This window comes from Dietzia sp. DQ12-76, assembly GCF_014145045.1.
In the GTDB taxonomy this organism is placed as follows: Bacteria; Actinomycetota; Actinomycetes; order Mycobacteriales; family Mycobacteriaceae; genus Dietzia.
On record NZ_JAALDV010000041.1, the window covers coordinates 1 to 20,096 of the forward strand.

18 protein-coding genes are annotated in these 20,096 nt (G+C 66.6%); 14 read left to right on the forward strand and 4 right to left on the reverse strand.

Annotation, left to right across the window (positions count from 1 at the left end):
- Positions 1-216 precede the first annotated feature (216 nt).
- Positions 217-1,677: an FAD-dependent oxidoreductase gene (locus tag G6019_RS02180; protein ID WP_182613258.1), complete on the forward strand. Its 1,461-nt coding sequence runs from the start codon at positions 217-219 to the stop codon at positions 1,675-1,677.
- 159 nt (positions 1,678-1,836) lie between these two features.
- Here G6019_RS02180 and G6019_RS02185 read toward each other — a convergent pair whose 3' ends face one another.
- The gene (locus tag G6019_RS02185; protein WP_182613259.1) at positions 1,837-2,436 is read right to left on the reverse strand and encodes a fasciclin domain-containing protein; all 600 of its coding nucleotides are present in this window, start codon (positions 2,434-2,436) and stop codon (positions 1,837-1,839) included.
- A 172-nt stretch (positions 2,437-2,608) separates the two neighbouring features.
- On the opposite strand from G6019_RS02185, the gene G6019_RS02190 reads away from it, so the two are divergent.
- On the forward strand, positions 2,609-3,865 hold the full coding sequence (locus tag G6019_RS02190; RefSeq protein WP_182613260.1) for a glutaminase: 1,257 nt from the start codon (positions 2,609-2,611) through the stop codon (positions 3,863-3,865).
- 18 nt (positions 3,866-3,883) lie between these two features.
- Here G6019_RS02190 and G6019_RS02195 read toward each other — a convergent pair whose 3' ends face one another.
- The 3 genes from G6019_RS02195 to G6019_RS02205 form a co-directional block, all read right to left on the reverse strand.
- Entirely contained in the window at positions 3,884-4,813 is a 930-nt protein-coding gene (locus G6019_RS02195; RefSeq protein ID WP_182613261.1) for a patatin-like phospholipase family protein, read from the reverse strand.
- A 57-nt stretch (positions 4,814-4,870) separates the two neighbouring features.
- Entirely contained in the window at positions 4,871-5,308 is a 438-nt protein-coding gene (locus G6019_RS02200) for a nitroreductase family deazaflavin-dependent oxidoreductase (protein ID WP_107757693.1), read from the reverse strand.
- A gap of 260 nt (positions 5,309-5,568) precedes the next feature.
- Positions 5,569-7,308, reverse strand: coding sequence for a PucR family transcriptional regulator (locus G6019_RS02205; protein WP_182613262.1), 1,740 nt, complete (start codon positions 7,306-7,308; stop codon positions 5,569-5,571).
- Positions 7,309-7,476: 168 nt separating this feature from the next.
- On the opposite strand from G6019_RS02205, the gene G6019_RS02210 reads away from it, so the two are divergent.
- From G6019_RS02210 to G6019_RS02265, 12 genes are all read left to right on the forward strand, one after another.
- Positions 7,477-7,932: a GlcG/HbpS family heme-binding protein gene (locus G6019_RS02210; protein ID WP_182613263.1), complete on the forward strand. Its 456-nt coding sequence runs from the start codon at positions 7,477-7,479 to the stop codon at positions 7,930-7,932.
- Positions 7,933-8,039: 107 nt separating this feature from the next.
- Positions 8,040-8,756 (forward strand): TenA family transcriptional regulator, encoded by a 717-nt coding sequence (locus G6019_RS02215; protein WP_182613264.1) that lies wholly within the window; start codon positions 8,040-8,042, stop codon positions 8,754-8,756.
- Between the two features lie 83 nt (positions 8,757-8,839).
- Positions 8,840-9,175 carry a Rieske (2Fe-2S) protein gene (locus G6019_RS02220; protein WP_182613265.1) on the forward strand — a complete coding sequence of 112 codons (336 nt, stop codon included), beginning with the start codon at positions 8,840-8,842 and terminating at the stop codon, positions 9,173-9,175.
- A 59-nt stretch (positions 9,176-9,234) separates the two neighbouring features.
- On the forward strand, positions 9,235-10,494 hold the full coding sequence (locus G6019_RS02225) for an NAD(P)/FAD-dependent oxidoreductase (protein ID WP_182613266.1): 1,260 nt from the start codon (positions 9,235-9,237) through the stop codon (positions 10,492-10,494).
- Positions 10,495-10,561: 67 nt separating this feature from the next.
- Positions 10,562-12,016 (forward strand): aldehyde dehydrogenase family protein, encoded by a 1,455-nt coding sequence (locus G6019_RS02230; RefSeq protein WP_182613267.1) that lies wholly within the window; start codon positions 10,562-10,564, stop codon positions 12,014-12,016.
- A gap of 60 nt (positions 12,017-12,076) precedes the next feature.
- Positions 12,077-12,430 (forward strand): Rieske (2Fe-2S) protein, encoded by a 354-nt coding sequence (locus G6019_RS02235; RefSeq protein ID WP_182613268.1) that lies wholly within the window; start codon positions 12,077-12,079, stop codon positions 12,428-12,430.
- Positions 12,431-12,441: 11 nt separating this feature from the next.
- Positions 12,442-14,040: a gamma-glutamyltransferase family protein gene (locus G6019_RS02240; protein WP_182613269.1), complete on the forward strand. Its 1,599-nt coding sequence runs from the start codon at positions 12,442-12,444 to the stop codon at positions 14,038-14,040.
- Positions 14,030-14,497, forward strand: coding sequence for a RidA family protein (locus G6019_RS02245; protein ID WP_182613270.1), 468 nt, complete (start codon positions 14,030-14,032; stop codon positions 14,495-14,497). Before G6019_RS02240 ends, G6019_RS02245 begins: the two co-directional genes overlap by 11 nt.
- A 21-nt stretch (positions 14,498-14,518) precedes the next feature.
- Positions 14,519-15,511, forward strand: a complete 993-nt coding sequence (locus tag G6019_RS02250) for a bile acid:sodium symporter family protein (RefSeq protein ID WP_182613271.1) — start codon at positions 14,519-14,521, stop codon at positions 15,509-15,511.
- Positions 15,512-15,552: 41 nt separating this feature from the next.
- The gene (locus G6019_RS02255) at positions 15,553-16,656 is read left to right on the forward strand and encodes a TerC family protein (RefSeq protein WP_182613274.1); all 1,104 of its coding nucleotides are present in this window, start codon (positions 15,553-15,555) and stop codon (positions 16,654-16,656) included.
- 182 nt (positions 16,657-16,838) lie between these two features.
- Positions 16,839-18,479: a hypothetical protein gene (locus G6019_RS02260; RefSeq protein WP_182626964.1), complete on the forward strand. Its 1,641-nt coding sequence runs from the start codon at positions 16,839-16,841 to the stop codon at positions 18,477-18,479.
- Between the two features lie 218 nt (positions 18,480-18,697).
- Positions 18,698-20,062, forward strand: a complete 1,365-nt coding sequence (locus tag G6019_RS02265; RefSeq protein WP_206681799.1) for an MFS transporter — start codon at positions 18,698-18,700, stop codon at positions 20,060-20,062.
- Positions 20,063-20,096: the final 34 nt, after the last annotated feature.

Below are 20,096 nucleotides of genomic sequence, written 5' to 3' on the forward strand. Positions count from 1 at the left end.
CCGGCTGGCGTACGCGCGCGCTGAGCGGGCAGTCCGCGCGGAACCCGACCGCCGGCCTCGTGCTGAGCTACTCGCGACTGGTCGCGCGCGACGCGGAGGAGTTCGCCGCGACCCTGCGCACTGTGATCGGGCGGTGAACCCGAGCGGGTGCGAGCCACGGTGCGCGGCCTTACAGTTGCCGCGCGAGGTTCGTACCGAGCTCAGAGGAGACGCACGATGGGCACATCATTCTGGCGACGCACGACGATCGATCCCCCGGTGGCGGAGTTCCCCGAGGACGAGCACGTGGACATCGTGGTGGTGGGGGCGGGTTTCACCGGTCTGATCACCGCGCTGATCGCGGCCGCGCGGGGCAGTTCGGTGGTGGTGCTCGAGGCCCACACCGTGGGCGCGGGGGCCAGCGGTTCGACCACGGCCAAGGTCTCGGTTCTCCAGGGGACCCGACTGTCGACCATCCGTTCCCACCACGGTCTGGAGACCGCCCGCGCATACGCGGAGGCCAACCAGTACGGCCTGGACTGGTGGGCGGAGTTCTGCGGGTCCCACGGGGTGGACGTGCAGAGGCCGCGCGCGGTCACCTTCTCGCGCGGCGTCAAGGGGACGAACACCCTGCGCGCGGAGAAGCGCACGCTCGACGCACTGGGTCTGCCCGCGCGGTGGTACGACCGGATCGACGTCCCGTTCCCCGCCCGGTCCGCCGTGGAGGTGCCCGACCAGATGCAACTCGATCCCGTCGAGGCTCTCGGGGCACTGGTCCGCGCCGCGTCGGCGCTCGGGGTCCGGATCATCGAGCACTCCCGCGTCACGGGACTGGACGTTCGCGGACACGACGGAGACGCCCACGTCCGTGTGCGCAGCGACGGGGGCACGTGCATGGCGCGCGACGTCGTGTTGGCCACCGCGTCCCCCGCTCTGGACCGCGGGCCCACCGTGGCCTCGATGGAGGCGGAACGGTCCTACCTCTGTGCGTTCGAATACCCCGGCGGTCTGGAGGAGGGGATGTACGGGTCGGTCGAGAGCCCGGTCCGCTCGCTGCGGACGGTGCCCGTGGGAGACCGTGAGGTCCTGCTCGTCGGCGGCAACGGCCACCGCACCGGCACGGCTTCGGGGACCGAGTCGAAGATCGACTCGTTGCGCGAGTACGCCGCGAAGCACTTCCCCTCCGCGGTGTTCACGCACGGATGGTCCGCGCAGGACTTCCACCCGGTCACGCTGCTGCCCAAATCCGGCCCGATGCCGTGGGGCAAGGGCCGTGTGCACTTCGCGGGCGGGTACAGCAAGTGGGGCCTGACCGGGGCGCCGGCGGCGGCCGGCATCATGGTGGACCGGCTCAGCGGGCGGGAGCCGCGGGTCTCCTTCGGTCGACCCTCGGTCACCGGTGTGCTGCGCACCTCGGTCTCGCTGTACGCCGATCTGCCGCTGCAGCTCGCGGCCACCGCCGTGCAGGCGGCCGTGCGTCCTCCCCGGCCGACCGTGCGGCCGATCGGGGAGGCGACCGCGGATGACGGCGGGACCTGCAGGGTCGGCCTCCTCTGCCCGCACATGGGCGCGGCGCTGAGTTGGAACGAGGCCGAGCGGTCGTGGGACTGCCCGTGGCACGGCTCGCGGTTCTCCGCGTGTGGCGAGTTGCTCGAGGGGCCGGCGACGCGGGATCTCACGCGCTACGACACGACCTGACCGGGGAGCCCAACTGGACGTCCGTCCGGATACTGGCGGGGGTGCGGTCGCGGTCCGTGGAAGAGGGAACGCCCCGCCCGACCCGTGACGGGCCGAGCGGGGCGTGACCGTGTTCCTCTGACCACTGGGCGTCCGCGTCGGAAAGCCCTGTGACGCGGGTCAGGCCGGGGGCATCATGACCCCGTCGATGGCGTGGATGACGCCGTTGGTGGCCGGGATGTCGGTCTGGACGACGGTGATGCGGTTGCCCGCGCCGTCCACGAGGGTGACGGTCTCGCCCTCCACCTCGACCGTGAACTCGGCGCCCTGCAGGGTCTGGACCATCTCGCCGTCCATCCCCATCACGTCCTCGGCCATGACGTCGCCCTCGATCACGTGGAACTGCAGGATCTGGGCCAGGTCACCGGTGGGATCGGCGAGGAGTTCCTCGAGCTGTCCTTCGGGAAGAGCCGCGAACGCCTCATCGGTGGGCGCGAACACCGTGAAGGGGCCCGGCCCCTCGAGGGTCTCCACCAGACCCGCGGCCTCGAGCGCCTGGGTGAGGGTGGTGAAGTCGCCCGCGGCCATCGCGGTCTCGACGATGTTGCCGGTCGCCGCCGGCTCCTCCGTCATCTCCTCCGTCGTCTCCTCGGTGGTCATCTCAGTGGTCATGGTGGTCTCGTCGGTGGCGGTGGCGTCGCCGTTCGTGTCGTCCGTGCCACACGCTCCCATGAACACTGCGAGCCCGATAGCTCCCGTTACTGCGATCGTCCGCTTCATGAGCAACCTTTCGTCGTTGGTCGGGGGTGAATCCAGTGTGGGGTGACGCGAACAACGGACGAAACCGGTGAGACACAATCGTTGTATTGCCGTTAACCTCCGCGTTGCCCGTCAGTGCGCCGGGATTGCCCGCCATGGCGCGCGGGCGCGGCCGGCGTGACACCCTGAGGCCGTGAAGACGCCGGTACCTGACTACCTACAAGAGATCCGCGACCTGTGTGCGACGGGCGCGGGCGGACACCTCGCCGACTACATCCCCGAACTCGCGGCCGTGGACCCGGATCGGTTCGCCGTGGCCGCCTGCACGATGGACGGCGTGGTCTACACCGCCGGTGACGCGGACGCCGAGTTCACCATCCAGTCGATGAGCAAGCCGTTCGCCTACGCGTTGGCGCTGCGTGACCGCGGGATCGAGGCGGTCCTGGAGAAGGTGGCCGTGGAGCCGTCCGGGGACGCGTTCAATCAGATCTCGCTGGAGAGGATCAGCGGCAGACCCCGGAACCCCATGATCAACATCGGCGCCATCACCACTCACACCCTGGTCGGTCCGGTCGGCGCTGACGAGGACGAGCGCGACGAGGCGCTGTCCGCGGGATTGTCCGCGTTCGCCGGCCGACGCCTGGAGGTCGACGCGGCCGTCATGACGTCCGAGCTGCGCACGGCGTTCCGGAACCGGGCGATGGCCAATCTGGTCCGGGCGGGAGGGATCATCGACGACGACCCCGACGCGGCGGTCCGCGGGTACACCCGCCAGTGCGCCTACCGGGTGACCGTCCGCGACCTGGCGGTGATGGCGGTGACCCTGGCGACCGGCGGGGTCAACCCCGTCACCCGTGAGCGCGTCATCTCGGCGCCGGTGGCCCGACAGGTGCTGGCGGTGATGACCACGTGCGGGATGTACGACGCGGCCGGGGACTGGATGTCCACCGTCGGGATCCCCGCGAAGAGCGGGGTGTCGGGCGGCATCCTCGGTGCCCTGCCCGGACAGGTGGGCCTGGGGGTGTTCTCGCCTCGGCTCGACGAACACGGCCACAGCGTCGAGGGGGTGAGGACCTTCGAGCGACTCTCCCGCGATCTGGAGCTGCACCTCATGAACACCACGGTCACCGAGGTGGAGGCCGTCCGCTCGGTGCGGTTCGACGAGATCACCGGCAGACGCACCTTCCGCCTCCAGGGGCCCATGACCTTCGCGAGCGCCGAACAGGTGCTGCGTCGACTCGCGGAGATCCCGCCGGGCGACGGTGAGGTGACCCTGGACCTGAGCCGGGTCTCGTCGGTCAACGCGACCGCGCGGCGCATGCTCCTCGAATCCATGCGGCGGCTGTCGTCGGACGGGCACCCCGTGGGTCTCGCGGACCCCGGCCGCCGACTCCCGGACCCGGACCTCGGTGACGGGTCCCGACCGGTCACGCGGCGGGCGACCCGCTGACACGGGCTCGGGTCGACGTCACGCGCCCACGCCGGCCTCGGACAATGCCGTGCGGACGGTGTCCGGCGCGGTCCTCATCGAGTACTCGAACGCCGCGACACGGCGGGTACTGCTCATGAAGTGGGCACCCAGCCCCGCGAGGTCCGCGGCAGTCGGGAGGATCGGGACGACCGTGGTGCCCCGGGCGCGGACGGCGGCGATCTCGGCGGCCAGTCCCTCGGACATCGGCTTTCGGATCAGTCGGTGTTCGATCCGGCCGCCCGGTCCGGGCACGCGGACGCCGGGCGCCGAGGCCATGGGCGCGATGACGTAGACCAGGTCCGCGTCCCCGGGCTCCAGCAGATCCACCGAGGCCGTCGAGCCCATCCCCCCGTCGACGAAGATGCGGTCGCCGATGGGGACCGGGGTCATCCACCCGGGAGTCGACCAGGACGCCCGCAGCGCCTCGCCGACGGTCGCGATCGGCGAACCCGGTGCGCCGAAGACGACCCGCTCACCGGCGCGGATGTCGTAGGCGACCATCCGGGCGGCGGGGTGGGGCAACCAGGAGCCCACCTCGAATCCCTCGGCCAATCGCTGCAGCCAGCCCAGGTCACCACGACCGCTGGGGGCGATCCCGGCGTAGGCGGCCAGACCGGAGTGCGTGCGCAGCAGCCCGGGATTGAGCAGGGGTGGCCGGGGCAGAGGCGGCCTGCCGGGCGGGGTGGACGCGATGTGCTCCCGGAGCCGGGGGTCCTGCGCACGTCCGCGCTGCATGTCGACCAGTTCGTCGATCCCGACACCGCCGCCGATCATGGTCACCAGCTCGGCACCCGCGGACGTGCCCAGCAGGACGTCGGCCTCACGGGGATCGAACCCGACCTGCTCGGCGAGGGCGTGCATGGCCGCGATCGCCCAGGCGCCCCCGATGGTCCCACCGCATCCGAGGACGAGGGCGGTTCGGCTCATTCGTGGCCTCCTGGGGTGGCAGGGCACCGGGATCGGTGGGTGCGGTGGTGAGGGACGTCAGTCCCGGGGGTCGAGCACGAAGACGGGGATCGTCCGCTCGGTCTTCTCCTGGTAATCGCGGTAGTCGGGGTACACCGCGACCGCCCGATCCCACCAGAGTTCGCGTTCCGCACCGGTCACCTCTCGGGCCACGAAGTCACCGACCCGGTCCTTGTCCCGCACCTCAACGTGCGGGTGGGCCTTGATGTTCCAGTACCAGACCGGGTGGGTGGGTGCGCCGCCCAGAGAGGCGACCGCGGCGTAGGAACCCTCGTGTTCGACCCGCATCAGGGGGGTCTTGCGCAGCTTGCCCGACTTCTTGCCCACGGTGGTCACGATGACCACCGGCATTCCCGACAGCTCGGAGCCCGACGCACCGTTGCTCTTCTCGTACCGCTCGACGTGCTCCCGCACCCAGGTACTGGGGCTGGGTTCGTAATCGCCGGTCAACGGCATGGTTGCCTCTCTCGTCAGTGCGGTCCTGCTCGGTGGGTCGTCACCGAGGGGCGGCGTTCACGCAGGCGACGTTACGCCCGACGCGGCGAGAGGCTCGGTGAACCTCCGGATCGCCGCCACCACCGCGAGGTAGCGGGCGGATTTCTCGTCCCGCCTGCTGGAAGACAGTGCTCTTTCCGCCGTCCCGATCCCTACAGGGACAACAGCCTGACGCATCATCGCATCGTCGATGGCCGCGGGCACGTGCTGGGGCGGTGACATCAGCGCGAGGGCACTCTACCGGGGTACAACTCCGGCGGCGCGATCTCGTGAGCGATCTTCTGCTGGGCGACGGTGAGGAGATCGAGCTGGAGGGCCAGCCGGAGCGAGAACTGGTTGTCAGGCTTGCGGATGTCCATTCCGAGCAGGCCGGATAGCTTCTCGATTCGGGAGAGCATGGTGTTGCGGTGCACGTGGATTCGGCGGGCCGTCTCGTTGATGTTGCCGCCGCTGCCCAGGTACGCCGACAAGGTGTTCTCGAGCTCCTCTGCCAGCTCATGGTTACGCATCGGACCGAGCATGCGGCCAACGAACTGTGCGCCGGTCGACGTTCCCGCGATCGACGCGAGGACTGAGACCGCTTGGATGCCGTCATGTGGGATGCCGCCACGAAGTCCGAGACTCCGAGCAACTTCCAACGCCACCCGTGCCTCTCGATAGCTTTCCCGGATCGCCAGGGGTTCGAGAGCGGTTGATCCGTAACAGACTGCAGCTCCCTCACCAAGTTCCGTGGCAAGCAATGCCGAGGCGGCCTCGGCGAACTCTCTGGCGTCAGCCTTGACGTCAGTCTCGTGCCCTCCGGGATTGCGAGCCCCAGGGTTGGCTCGAATGGCGACGATGATCCCGCCCAACACGGTGGCGAACGTGCGGTGCCCACCGTCCCCGGGTAGTAGCCGCGACAGCTTCCGGGCCACCTGTTCTGGCTCCGATGGGGTGGAGTCCCCGAAACCCACGTGAGACACGAAGACCGTGTAGAGCGAGTCGAGGGGGAAGTCGTGGTGCTCCGCACGGGCGGCCAGTTCGGACTTGTTCGCGTAGGTGCCGTGTACCAGCGCCTGCATGAAATCACCGCGAGCGCGCTCCTGCGCCTCCACGATGCTTCGCTGACGGACGAGTTCGGTAGCGACGATCGACGCGGACTGTTCGAGCAGAACTCTTGCTTGCGCGAGGTCATGTCTCGGGAAAGCAGGCTGGTCAACGCCCGGGATGAGCACCAACCATCCCTCCGCTACCGGCCCCATCTGGATCCGCCAGGCGACAAGCGACACAGGGCTCAATGGAACTGGAGTGCTGTGGGGGCTCGCGAGATACAGGCGTTCTTCGCGCAGGCTGTTTCGATTGAACAGTTCCGACACCGCGAAGTGAGTCTGGAGGAGGGCGATCTTCCGCGCCTTGTCCTGCCGACTCCCGCCCATGCCGTGGGCGATGACCCGCGAACGGGTGTCGAGAATTGCCGCATCGAGACCCGACACCGCGGAGATCTCACGAATCAGGCTGTTCAGGTCGGCACCTTTGTGTAACAACGCGGCTATCCGGTCGTGTACCTGCATCGCATAACGGCGGACGTGTGCTTCCTCGCTGAGGACGCGCTCCCCGGTGAGGCGGCTGAACGTCAGGAAATCGATGTCCCTGGAGACGCCGACCACGGGTAGGGGTGCACGTGAGAGTGAACTTGTGGCCCCCGCGACAATCACCGCCGCGGCTCCGGATCTGGCGAGGTCGTCGATATGAGCCCGCGCAGTCCCGACCTCATGGGCTTCGGCGAAGACGACCAGCTCGGACAACGATCCCGCGCGGTTGAGGGCGTGTGTCAGAGGAATGCTCCATCGCAGCTCATCGTCGAGGGAGCTGTCGTCTCCTCCGAGCAACGCCCACCCGCGGAAGACGGGTTCGTCCAGCAGTTCTCGAATGCGAAGTCGTCCCTGCTCGGTGTGGTTCGCGGCGTGCGCGTGTGCAGCCATGGCCGCAGTATGCCATGTCGTGCCCATGCATGTTGTGTCAGATCCAGCGCAAAACCTGTGCACTCTGCCCATGGAGGCTCGGGCCTCTTTGGTCGAAGCTTGGTCGCAGTGATCGAGGGATCACCGCAACTCCGAACAAGAACCGCGCTCAGGAAAGTGGGTCACCCAATGCGGCAAGTCACCAAGATCGAACTGGACGACGCATTGCCCGTGCTCGAAGCGGGCCGACGCAAGGCGGATGAGATCGGCGTCAAACAGACCCTCTGCGTGGTCGACAACGGCGGCAACGTCGTGGCTCTCCACCGCCTTCCCGGAGCCCGGCTCACCGGCGTGGACATCGCGATCGCGAAGGCGTTCACCGCCGCCGGCCACGAGCGTGCGACGCATCTGTTCAACGAGGCCCCCGGCGGGCCTGCGCTCCCGGGAAACGAGGCGTTCGGGATCAGTCACATGCTCCCCGGCAAATTCGCAGTCTTCGTCGGCGGGTTCCCGCTCAGGATCGACGACGAGATCGTGGGCGGTGTCGGGATCAGTGGAGGGAACGGGGACCAGGACAAGGCGGTCGGCGCCGCCATGATCGAGGCGTTCGCCGAGGTCGTCGAGCGTTCCTTCGTCGCCGTCTGACCGAACGCACCACACGAGCCCTGTTGAGACAACGGGTGTGAGCACACACCCGGCCCCTACGCGACGATCCGAACGGACGTCGTAGACAACCCGAAAGGTACGACACCATGACCGAGCTCATGAACCGAGAAGACTTCCGAGCAGCGCTCGAAGAGGCGATCAAGGGCCGTGAAGCCAAGGACGCCTCGTTCAGCAAGGCCTGGTCCGAGGGAACGCTCAAGCGCCACCATTTCGCACGGTGGGCCGAGAACCACTACCACTACGTGGGCCCCTTCGCGGACTACCTGTCCTACATTTACGCGAACACCCCGGAGCAGTACACCGAGGCGAAGGACTTCCTCCTGCAGAACATGTACGAGGAGGAACTGGCTGACATCCGGCACACGGACCTGCTGATCCATTTCGCCGAGGCCTGCGGCACGACACGCGAGCGAATCGAAGACCCGGAGAACATGAACGCGATCACACGGGGCCTGCAGTCGTGGTGCTATGCGATCGCTATGCGGGAGCACTTCGTCGTCGCGACAGCCGCGTTGATCGTGGGTCTCGAGTCGCAGGTGCCGAGCATCTACAAGAAGCAGATCGTTCCGATGCGGGAGGCGTACGGCTTCTCCGAGGACGAGATCGAGTTCTTCGACCTTCACATCACCTCGGATGAGGTGCACGGTGAGCGCGGCTACCAGATCGTTCTCGACCACGCCGACACCGTGGAGCTCCAGCAACGCTGCCTGCAGGCCGTGCGGTGGGGTGCCGAGATGCGCTTCGCGTACACCAAGGGCCTCTACGAGAGCTACGTCGCACCCGACCTGGAGTCCGTGGCCTGACAGGCCGTCCCGCTCGCCGCGGCGGCGCCTGAGGGTGGCCGCCGCGGCGGGTGCATCTCGAGCAGACACATCGGAGGACACCCGTGAGCGCTCCAGTCGAGGAATGGGTCGCAACCGTTCAGCTCAGCAGCTTCGGCGCCAGAAAGAAGATGCTGGTCGATGTCGCCGGCGAACCCGTCTCTCTGTTCAAGGTCGGACCGGATGTCTTCGCTTTCCACGACATCTGCATCCATCAGGAGAGATCACTGTTCAAAGGCACCATTCTGCACGGGGCGGTGATCTGCCCCGGTCACCAATGGAAGTTCGACCTGGAGACCGGTTACGCCGAGGATCAGGACGAATGCCAACCCACCTATCAGACCAAGATCGTCGACGGCACAGTCTTCGTCTCGGCCAAGCCGAGAAAACAGACCCATTAGACGCGCCCCGGACCCGGCGTCGGACCTCGTCCGGCGCCCCACGGAAGTAGTTGATCGCCATGACCGCCATATCCGAGAGTCATCACGTCGTCGTGGTGGGCGGTGGTACAGCCTCCGCCTCCGCGGTCCGTACCCTGCGACGCCGAGGCTTCGACGGTTCGATCTCGCTGGTGTGCGACGAGCCCCATATGCCGTACCAGCGCCCGCCTCTGTCCAAGGGGTATCTCTCCGGGCAGGAGGACCTCGACTCACTGTCACTGTTCGATGACCGTTGGCTCACCGACAAGGACGTCGAGCTGGTCTCGGGCACCGCCGTGGTGAGGATCGATGCGACCTCACGTCGAGTGCTGCTCTCGGACGGTCGGCGGCTTGAGGCTTCGCAAGTGGTCCTGGCAACCGGTGGCCGCCCACGGCGGTTCCCGGGAGCCGCGCCCTCCGACCGCGTCCACTACCTTCGCACCCTCGACGACGCGGACTCCTTGCGATCCGCCATTCGGCCTGGTGGTCACATGGTGATCGTGGGCGGCGGTTATGTCGGGCTCGAGGTCGCTTCGACCGTGCGCCGGTTGGGCATGGAGGTCACGGTCTTCGAGGCCGGGCCGAGGCCCCTCGCCGGGGTGCTCCCGGCTGAGTTGGCAGATGCCGTGTGCGAACTACATACCCGGAACGGGGTGCGCATCGGTTGTGGTCACCCTATCGAGTCGATCGAGGATCGCGGTACCGAGGTCATCGTGCGCACCGGGAACGGCGGGACGGTCGTGGGTGACGCGGTGGTGATCGGCATCGGGATGATCCCCAATACCGGTATCGCCGAGGAGAGTGGCCTGGCTGTCGGTAACGGCGTACTCGCGGACACCGCCGGACGCACGAGTGTGCCCGAGATTCTCACCGCGGGGGACGTGGCGGAATGGAAGGTGCCGACGATCGGGGGTACTCGGCGGATCGAGCACTTCGAGATCGCCGGGCGTCAGGGGGCTGCGGTGGCCAACACCATCCTGGGGCGGGCCTCGGGGGCGTTCGATGCCCCCTGGTTCTGGTCGGACCAGTACGACAGCAACATCCAGGTGGTGGGCACGACCGCGGACGTCGACCGGATCATCTACCGCGGGGATCCCCGGACGCTCGAGTTCTCGGCTCTCATGCTCGCCGGAAGCACGTTGGTCGGAGCCTTCGCGATGGACCGGGGCGAAGACATCATGGGCGCTCGCGTCATGGTCGGACTCGACGTCGGGTCGGTGGTGGAGCGACTGTCGGACGAGTCCACCGACCTGATGGACGTCGCGGACGTGATGGACGAGATCGAAGAAGCGATGGTGTGAGCCGATGACCATCACCACTGCGCACCAGCCGATGAGCGGCGAGCTTCCCTCTACCCAGGAGAACCCAATGACCCCGCGAGCTGAACGAGTAGACGGACTGAACTTCATCGGTTCGGAGTGGATCGAGTCGACCACCGGTCGACGCTTCGAACGTGAGAACCCCGCGGACTACGCCGAAGTCGTCGGCACTTTTCCGCGGTCATCTGCCGCCGATGTCGACGCCGCCGTCGACGCGGCTGTCGACGGGGCAGCGGAGTGGGCCGCGACCAGTCCGGAGCAGCGTGCCCAGGTTCTGATGCGGGCGGCTGACGTTCTCGAGTCACAGGTCCCCCAACTCGTGTCCGAACTGGTCCGTGAGGAGGGGAAGACGAGCGCCGAGGCATCGTTCGAGGCGTCCCGCACCCCGACCAACCTGCGGTTCTACGCGGGTGAGGCGCTCAGGATCGGCGGACATACCTTCGCGTCACCCGCGGCGCCCCTGGTGTACACGCGACGAGAGCCGGTCGGTGTCGTGGCAGTCATCACGCCGTGGAACTTTCCACTGAACATTCCCAGCAGGAAACTCGGCCCCGCTCTCGCGGCCGGCAACACGGTCGTCTACAAGCCCTCGGAAATCACTCCCCTGCTGGGCCAGCGCATGGTCGAGGCTCTGCTGGAAGGCGGGTTGCCAGCCTCAGCGATCGCACTCGTCCACGGTGACGCCGAGGTCGGCCGCGCCCTGGCAGCGGATCCACGAATTCCGGCGATCACGTTCACCGGGTCGACGGCGGTGGGCCGCGCGATCCACGCCGCCGGCAGCCCCGACCGCCGTGCGCAACTCGAGATGGGCGGGAAGAACGCAGTCGTGGTGCTCGAGGACGCGGATCCGGACGAGGCCGCGGCGACCATCGTCAAAGGCGCCTTCGGGTTGTCCGGCCAGGCGTGCACCGGCTCCAGTCGCGCGATTCTCGTCGATTCGATCTACGACGCCGTGGTGGAACGGATCCTCGAGAGGGTCCGGCAGGTCGTCGTCGGGCGGGGGGACGCGGACGGCGTCACGATGGGCCCCCTCGCTTCCCGCCCGCAGTTCGAGAAGTTCCTCAGTTACGTGGATGCGGCCAGCAATGACGGGGCCGTCCGACTGACCGACACCGATGCCGTCGCCGCCGATGGCGGTTATTTCGTCAATCCACAGGTTTTCGGTGACGTCACAACCGACATGCGGATTTCGTGCGAAGAGGTCTTCGGGCCACTGCTCGCCTGCCAGCGCGTCTCGACCATGGGCGAGGCGCTCGCCGCGGTCAACAGCAGCGAATACGGGCTGAGCAGCGCAATCATGACCCGGGACATCGGACGGGCCCTCGAGTTCGCGGCCGGCGCCGATACGGGTTTGGTCAAGGTAAACCAGCCGACCACGGGAATGGCTCTCACCGCTCCCTTCGGCGGGTTCAAGGCCTCGAGCACGCAGACACACAAGGAACAGGCCGGGGAGACGATGATGCACTTCTACCTCAGGGAGAAGACCGTCTACCTCGCGAGCTGAGTCACAAGAAGCCCATCCCACGATGTTCGATCACGTCGAGCAGAGACAGCGAGGAAAGTCATGGAATTCGTTTCGGTTGCCCGGTCCGGACAGGTCCGCGAAGGAATGGTCCGCCGTTTTTTCGCGGGGGATGTCGAGCTGGCGGTCGCCCGACTCCACGGAACCGCCTACGCGACATCCAACTACTGCACCCACCTGGACTGCCTACTGTCGTCCGGAAAGCTCGTCGACGACGGCATCGGTTGCTCCTGCCACGGGAGCGTGTTCGACCTTGAGTCGGGCGAGCCCGTCTACCCACCGGCCACTGTCGCGATCAAGACGTACCCGGTGGAAGAGAGGGACGGTGAGATCTTCGTCGGCGTGGAGGTCGGAGACGACGGTGGTCCGCGTCGGCGAGCCATGCGGAACGCGTGAAGGGGAAGTCGATGACTGCACCCAAACGGCCGGCGGCGCTGGCCGGCGAGGCGATGGTGTCGTCGAGCCACCCCCGGGTGAGTGCGACCGGCCTGCGCGTGTTGGAAGACGGTGGCAATGCGGTCGACGCCGCCCTGGCGATGGCAGCGATGTCATGGTTGACGCTGCCGGGGCAGTGTGGCATCGGCGGGGACGCCTTCGCGGTTGTCCGCGAACCCGACGGACAGGTGTGGACAGTCAACGGAAGCGGGTTCGGTCCTGATGGCGGGACCGCCGGCTTCTACCGAGAACTCGGGCTGCCTGCGCTGCCTCTCGACGGCGCCCTCGCGGTCGCGGTGCCCGGAGGTGTCGCGGCCATGGCCGCAATGGCTGCCCGTGGTGGGAGTCGCGACCTCGCCGAGCTGTGGGAGCCGGCGGCCGCAGCGGCAGAGCGCGGACTACCTTGCTCCGCCAAGACCGCGCGGGACCTGACGGTCGCCCTGAGTGGTATCCGCGACGATGCAGGTATGGCAGACATCTTCCTGCGTGATGCTCGGGTCCCCGGAGTTGGTGATCCCCTGGGGCAGCCGGAGTTGGCGGCGACGATCAGAGCGACGGCTGCCGACCCGCTGGGATACTTCTACGCCGGCGAGTTCGCAGACCGTGCGGTCAGGCACCTCCGGGACGGAGGTGCGCCCTTCACCGGGGACGAGTGGGCGGCACAGGTCACGACGACCACGGAGCAGTCGATCTCCGCGAAGTATGCCGGTGCGGTCATCCACCAGACACCGATGCCGTCTGCCGGATGGATGGTGCTGCAACAGGCCCTCCTCTGCGACAATGCCGTGGGCTTCGAGCCCTGGCTCAGCGCCGGCGCGATCGACCGTCTGGCGAGGTCCGCCCGCAAGGCATTCCAGGACCGGTATGCATTCTGCGGCAGCGATACCGATCGCTGGTCCACGACGCTCGAGCCCGATGAGGTGCGGGCGGGGCGTGGCCGACTCGACGAGCGATCGAAGCAGCGTCCTTTCGTCACATCCGAGGGCGACACCACCTCCATGGTCGCGGTCGACGGCGAGGGGCGCGCTGTGAGCTTCATCCATTCGCTGGCGTTCACCTTCGGCGCGAAGACTGTGGTCCCCGGGACCGGCGTCGTCCTCAACAACCGCCTGGGCCGGGGGGCGTACCTGAACGACGGGCACCCTAACGAAGTGAAGCCGCGCCGCAAGCCGCTGCACACTCTCAATGCCTGGGTCGCCACCGACACCGCGGGGCGGCTACTTCACGTGGGGAACACCCCGGGCGGCGACGGGCAGGTGCAGTGGAACATGCAGATCTTGTCGCACCTCCTCGACCACGGACTCGACGCCCAGGAAGCGGTGTCCGCACCTCGCTTCACCGTGTATCCCGGCAGCGACGCCGACACTGTCGGCGATGAGCCGGAGCTTCGGTATGAGTCCCGCCTCGGAGGGGAAGTGATCCGGCAATTGCGGGAGATGGGGCACTCCGTCCGGGATCAGGGCGAGTGGGGCGCCGAAGGCAGTGCGCAGGTCATCTCCGTGGACCGCGAACGCGGTCTCCTGACCGGGGGCTGTGACCCCCGACAAGAGGGGGTGTCCCTTGGCTGGTGACAACCCCGCTGCAGGAGACCCCCTCCGACAAGCCACGGACCAGTCGCCGGCGCCGCAGGGAGAGTACGTCGCGGCGACATCCCACGGCTCACTCGCCATGAGTGCGGGGATGACGCCCCGCATCGACGGCGAACTCGTCGTCATCGGGCGGGTGGGAGAAGAAGTGACGATCGACGAGGCCTCGCGAGCCGCCGGCCTCGCCGCGAGTAATGCGCTCGCAGCGCTGGCCGCCGAGCTGGGCGGACTACATCGGATCGCCACCTGCCTGCGTATGACGGTCTATATCGCCTGCGGTGCAGGCTTCACGTCCCACTCCGCAGTGGCCGACGGTGCCTCGGTCGAGATCCTCAACCGGTTGGGAACCGGTTCCCTACCGAGCCGAGCCGCCGTGGGTGTGACGTCGCTTCCCGGCGGATCGCCGGTTGAGGTGGAGTTGACCGTGGCGGTCCGGGACTAACTTCGATCCGAAAAGAGTGCAATGAAGTTCCTACGGCGGTTCTACATCGACGGCTTCATCCTCTCGATGCTCGCGACGGTGGCGCTCGCGGTGATCCTGCCTGCACGCGGCGTGTTCGCGGAGGTGTTGGACGTAGCGAGCACGATCGGGATCGCGCTGCTGTTCTTCGTCTACGGGGTCAAGCTTTCTCCTCGACAGGCGCTCCAGGGGCTCACCCACTGGAAGCTGCATGCCGCCGTCGTGTCGATGACCTTCCTCCTCTTCCCCGCCGTGGGCATGGCTTTACAGTTGTTAAGCCCTGCCCTGATCGACGAGAAACTGTATATGGGCCTGCTGTTCCTGTGTTTCGTACCGTCGACGGTTCAGTCCTCGATCGCATTCACATCGGTGGCCAAAGGCAATGTCGCGGGAGCGATCGTCACGGCGTCGCTCTCGAGCGTGCTGGGGGTCTTCGTGACCCCGTTGCTGGTGATTCTCCTGATGGCGTCATCAGGCTCGTCCTCGGTCGGGGGCGGTGCGATCTTCTCCATCGTCCTGCAGATCCTGGTCCCGTTTCTTCTCGGACAGGTGGCCCGTCGGTGGCTGTCGCAGTGGTTCTCGGCGCGGCCGATCGTGTCGAAGGTCGTTGACCGGGGGGCCATTCTCCTCGTCGTCTACGGTGCGTTCAGCGCCGGAATGGTCGAGGGGATCTGGAGTTCCACGGCCCCGTCCCAGCTGGTGATCACAGCCGCGATCTGTCTGGTGTTGCTCGCGTTCGCGCTCGGCACCGCATTCCTCTACGGCAAGGCGTTGCGTTTCTCCCAGCCCGACCGCGTGGTCGTGTTGTTCTGCGGCTCCAACAAGAGTCTCGCGGCCGGGCTGCCGATGGCCGCGGTGCTCTTCACTGGCGGCTCGCTCGGGATGATCGTCCTGCCGCTCATGATCTACCACCAGGCCCAGCTGATCGTCTGCGCTGTCCTGGCCCAGAAACTCGGACGCAGCAACGAGGAACCCGCCGCCGTGGCCGTCGGATAGCCGAAACCCCGATCACCTGAGGAGGACTCGTGGAATCCGCCATGGGTGCCATCCCGCTCGTGTGGGGCGTGACGATTGCCCTCATTGTGGCGCTGCTGGCGTTCGACTACTTCTTCCATGTGCGCCAGGCGCACATCCCGACGCTACGCGAGGCTGCGATCTGGTTCTCGATCTACGTGGGTGTCGCGATCATGTTCGGGATCACGGTGTGGACCTTCGGCGGACACCAGATGGGTGTGGAGTACTTCGCCGGGTACGTAACCGAGAAGGCGTTGTCGGTGGACAACCTGTTCGTGTTCTTGATCATCATGTCGAGCTTCAAGGTGCCCCGAGCCGACCAGCAGAAAGTTCTGTTGTTCGGCATCACCTTCGCGATCGTCGCCCGAACCGGGTTCATCGTCATCGGCGCAGCTCTACTCGACAACTTCGCTTTCCTGTTCTACATATTCGGTCTGTTCCTCGTCGTCACCGCCGGCCGGCTGCTGACCCCCGGTGACGAGTCGGACGACCCCGACAACATCACGGTGCGTCTCGCCAAGAAGGTCATCCCGGCCACCGACCACTACGACGGTGACAAGCTGTTCACCGTAGAAAATGGCAAGAAGGTCATGACGCCGATGCTGCTGGTGATGGTGGCCATCGGTGGGACCGACCTGCTGTTCGCCCTGGACTCGATCCCGGCGATCTTCGGGCTCACACGGAACGTCTTCATCGTCTTCACTGCCACTGTGTTCTCCCTGCTCGGCCTGCGCCAGCTGTACTTCCTCATCGACGGCCTACTGGACCGGCTGGTCTACCTCTCGTTCGGTCTTGCGGAGGGCCCTGACCATCGTCGGCGACCTCCGCCGCAGCAGCCAGTCTTACCTCGACACCAGGTTCTGCGACGAGATCGAGGAGCGCGAGCGGCTCTGGAACCGCATCGTCGAGAACGAGAGCAGACTCTGGTCCGTCGTGCCCAAGTACTTCGGAGGTCCGGGCGAACTCTGGGAGCTCGAGCAGCTCCTACAGCAGGCTTACGCCCTGCACGAGCGCTATTCGCGCACCTAGTAGGACCCGCATGGCTCGCCCGGAAGTCCGGCGGTGACTCGTTGATCGATGTGCGGGTCCCCTCCAACCGGATCAGCACGCGTCCCCGCAGCAACTAGAGCCCAATCGGAACTGGACGAGGGACGCTGCCTGCGGCCAACCGGGGTCATTGTTCACAGCGGCTGCGTCTCGCACTGTGCATAGTATCCGTTGTGAGGGCGGTCACATCCGGAGAGCATTGTGGCATCACTTTCCGTGAGCACCAACTCTTCAGCGTTCGACCAACAAGAAGGCGCTAGGTATGGATATTCAGATTACTGCCGCGCATTGGTGTTATCTCATCGGGATTGTTGTCATTCTCGTGACGATGATGGCGCGTAAGAACATTGTGGTGCCGGCTGTGGTGGCGACGCTGGTGACCGCCACGGTGTACACGATGGATCCTCTCGCCGGTCTGGCGTCTATCTTCCTGGGCAGTCTCGTGGCGGCCGGGGAGTTGTTCAACATCTTCCTGGTGATCGCCTTCATCACGGCGATGCTCGGGGCGATGAAGGCCATCGGTGCTGACACGTTGATGATCAAGCCGTTCCGTCGGGTGATCAAGGGGCCGACGTCGAGTTTCCTCGTCATTGCGGTGGTGACCTATGTGATCTCGCTGTTCTTCTGGCCTACTCCTGCGGTGCCGCTGGTGGGGGCCGTGCTGATCCCGGTGGCGATCCGGTCGGGTCTGCCGCCGTTGACCGCGGGTGTCATCATCGCTCTGGCGGGTCAGGGGATGGCGTTGTCGTCGGACTACATCATCAAGGTGGCGCCGGGGTTGTCGGCGACCGCGGCGGGTGTGGGTGTTGATGAGGTTGCTGACAAGGCGATGGTGATGTCGCTGATCGTGGGGATCACGGCCATGGTGATCACGTATTTCACCAGTCGTCGGTCATTCCGTCGTCCTTCGCCTGAGTTGTTGGATGCGTGGGAGCGGGGTGTTGATCTGCCGCTGGGTGGCGGATCGGGGCGGTCGAAGGTCCCGTCGGAGAGTCGGATGCGGGCCAAGGCGTTGAGTGCGTTCGTGGGTCGAGCTGTCTCTCGGCCGCAGCCGCAGCCGCAGCCGCAGCCGGTTGTGGCGGCGACGGCTCAGGATCCGGTCAGCGGGTCGACGGTGATGACCTTGACGGACAGCGAGCCAGGGCCCGATCAGGCGATCGCCTACCGTGAGGACGTCATCGAGCAGGCGCCCAGTTCGAAGAAGGCGCGGGCGTTCGCGGTCCTGGTGCCGCTGGCCTATACCGCGTTCATCGGTTACCTGCTGATCGCCAAGTTCACGGCTGTGCCCGATCTCGAGGGTGGCGACGCGGCGGCGATAGTCGGGGGTATCGCGGTGATCATGACGTACCTGATCTGCGCCACCGACACCACGAAGGCGGGATTCTTCGAGACGTGCGCCGAGCACATCATCGAGGGTCTCGTGTTCGCCTTCCGTGCGATGGGCATCGTGATCCCGATCGCCGGGTTCTTCTTCCTGGGCAACGGCGAGTTCGCCGGACGGATCCTCGGTCTGGGGGAGGGTGAGACCGCCCCGACTCTGCTGTTCGACATGGTCACCGCGGCCCAGTCCGGGATCCCCGAGAACGCGTTTTTCGCCGGGTTCAGTGTGCTGCTGATCGGTCTGGTCGCCGGGCTGGACGGGTCGGGTTTCTCGGGGCTCCCGCTCACCGGTTCCCTGGCCGGCGGTTTGGCGCCCGCGGTCGGCATGGATCCGGCCACGCTCGCAGCGATCGGTCAGATGGGCAACATCTGGGCCGGTGGCGGAACCCTCGTGGCGTGGTCGTCACTGGTCGCGGTCGCCGGCGTCACCCGGACCTCAGCGGTCGACCTGGCACGAAAGTGCTTCGTCCCCGTGATGGCCGGCCTGACCCTGTCCACAACCATCGCCATCCTCATCTTCTAGCCACCCTCGACCTCGATGAGAGTCCGCCCGCCCCTTCCTGTGCACCCTGCCCGGTGATTAACCAGAAATCCAGGGCAGTGTGACCCGGGTAAGGGCGGGCTAACTCGACTATAAATGAAGGGCCCCAGCGTGCGTGCGGTAGAGAGGGGCCGCTCGGGCTTCCGCCCGGGCGTGTGAGGCGAAGAGACCGGGGGTAACGGGTGAGCACTACGCTTTCGGTGCTGCCGGGCGAGACGACGAGATTCCGCCGAGGTGGCCGTCTGGGCCTCGTCGCGGTGCTCATCGGCACGTTCGTGGGGACCTTGAGCAACAACTTCCTCAATGTCCCACTGCACAGCATTCTCCTCGAGTTCGATGCGCCACTGTCGAGCGGGATCTTCGTGATCGTCGGCTTCATGCTCACCTTTGCCGTGTCGATGCCACTGTTCGGTTGGTTCGGCGAGCGATACGGACTCCGACTGGTCTACTGCCTGGCACTCATCGGCACTGCCATCTGCTCGGTTGGTGCGGCGCTCGCTCCGAACCTTCAGGCCCTCGTAGCCTGGCGTGCGTTGGCTGGGTTGGCAGCGGCGTCGTTCGCCCCAGTGATCATGGCCCTCATCTCCTGGATGTTCGGTGCACATCACCGCGCCGTCGCGATCAGTGCGTGGGCGACCGTCAACGGACTGGGCCAGGCGATCGGTCCGAGCGCGGGCGGCCTCATCGACGGGTGGCTCACGTGGCGATGGGCGCTGGGAAGCCTAGCCCCGATGTGCCTGATCGGGTTCATCGCAACGATCGCGTTCGTCCCGCGGCATCTCGGTTCGCCGCTCAAACTGGACCTGCCCGGGGCGACTACTTTCACCCTGGGCGCCGGGGCTCTGATCCTTTCGATCCTCATGCTGTCAAGCCCGTCCGTCCCGTGGCCAGTCCATGGTGTTCTGGTGGGCGCTGGAATGGTCCTGGTCGGCTTCTCGGTCTGGTGGTCGCGGCGCACTGACCACCCGTTCGTGCCGATTCATCTCATGGGCGAGCCACGTTATGTGCTGAACAGCGTTGCCGGCTACTCACAGATGTTCACGATCGGATCCATCCTGGTACTGATCCCGCTGTACCTGACGTCGATGCGGGGGATGAGTACGACGCAGGCGGGCCTTGTTCTTCTCGCCCTCCCCGTGACCATGGCGGTTGTGGCGTCGAGCATCCCCAGGGTGATCACGAAGTGGGGGCTCACCAGGACGCTGGTCTCGGGACTGGGGCTGCTCACTGTGTCGGTTGCGATGCTCGCTGCCGTTCTCGCTATCGGTTCGGCGAATCACTGGTTGACGGTCGCGGTGCTGGTCGTCAACGGTGTCGGGATCGCCATGGTCCAGACGCCGGCGTCAACCGGCGCCACCCAGACACGGGCCGGTCAGAGCGGCTCGGGCCTGGGAATCTTCAATCTGGTGCGATTCAGCGGCTCCGCGATGGGCGCCGGGTCGATTGCGGTGTTGTCCCGATTCGGTGATCTCGGCGGCACCACGTTGTTCGGGTCGCTTGTCGTCCTCGTGGGAGCGCTTCTGGTGGCGCTGATCCTCTACCGGCCCCTGCGCGCCCAGCGTTGACTCGGCTCACGCGGCGAGAGGCTCGGTGAACCTC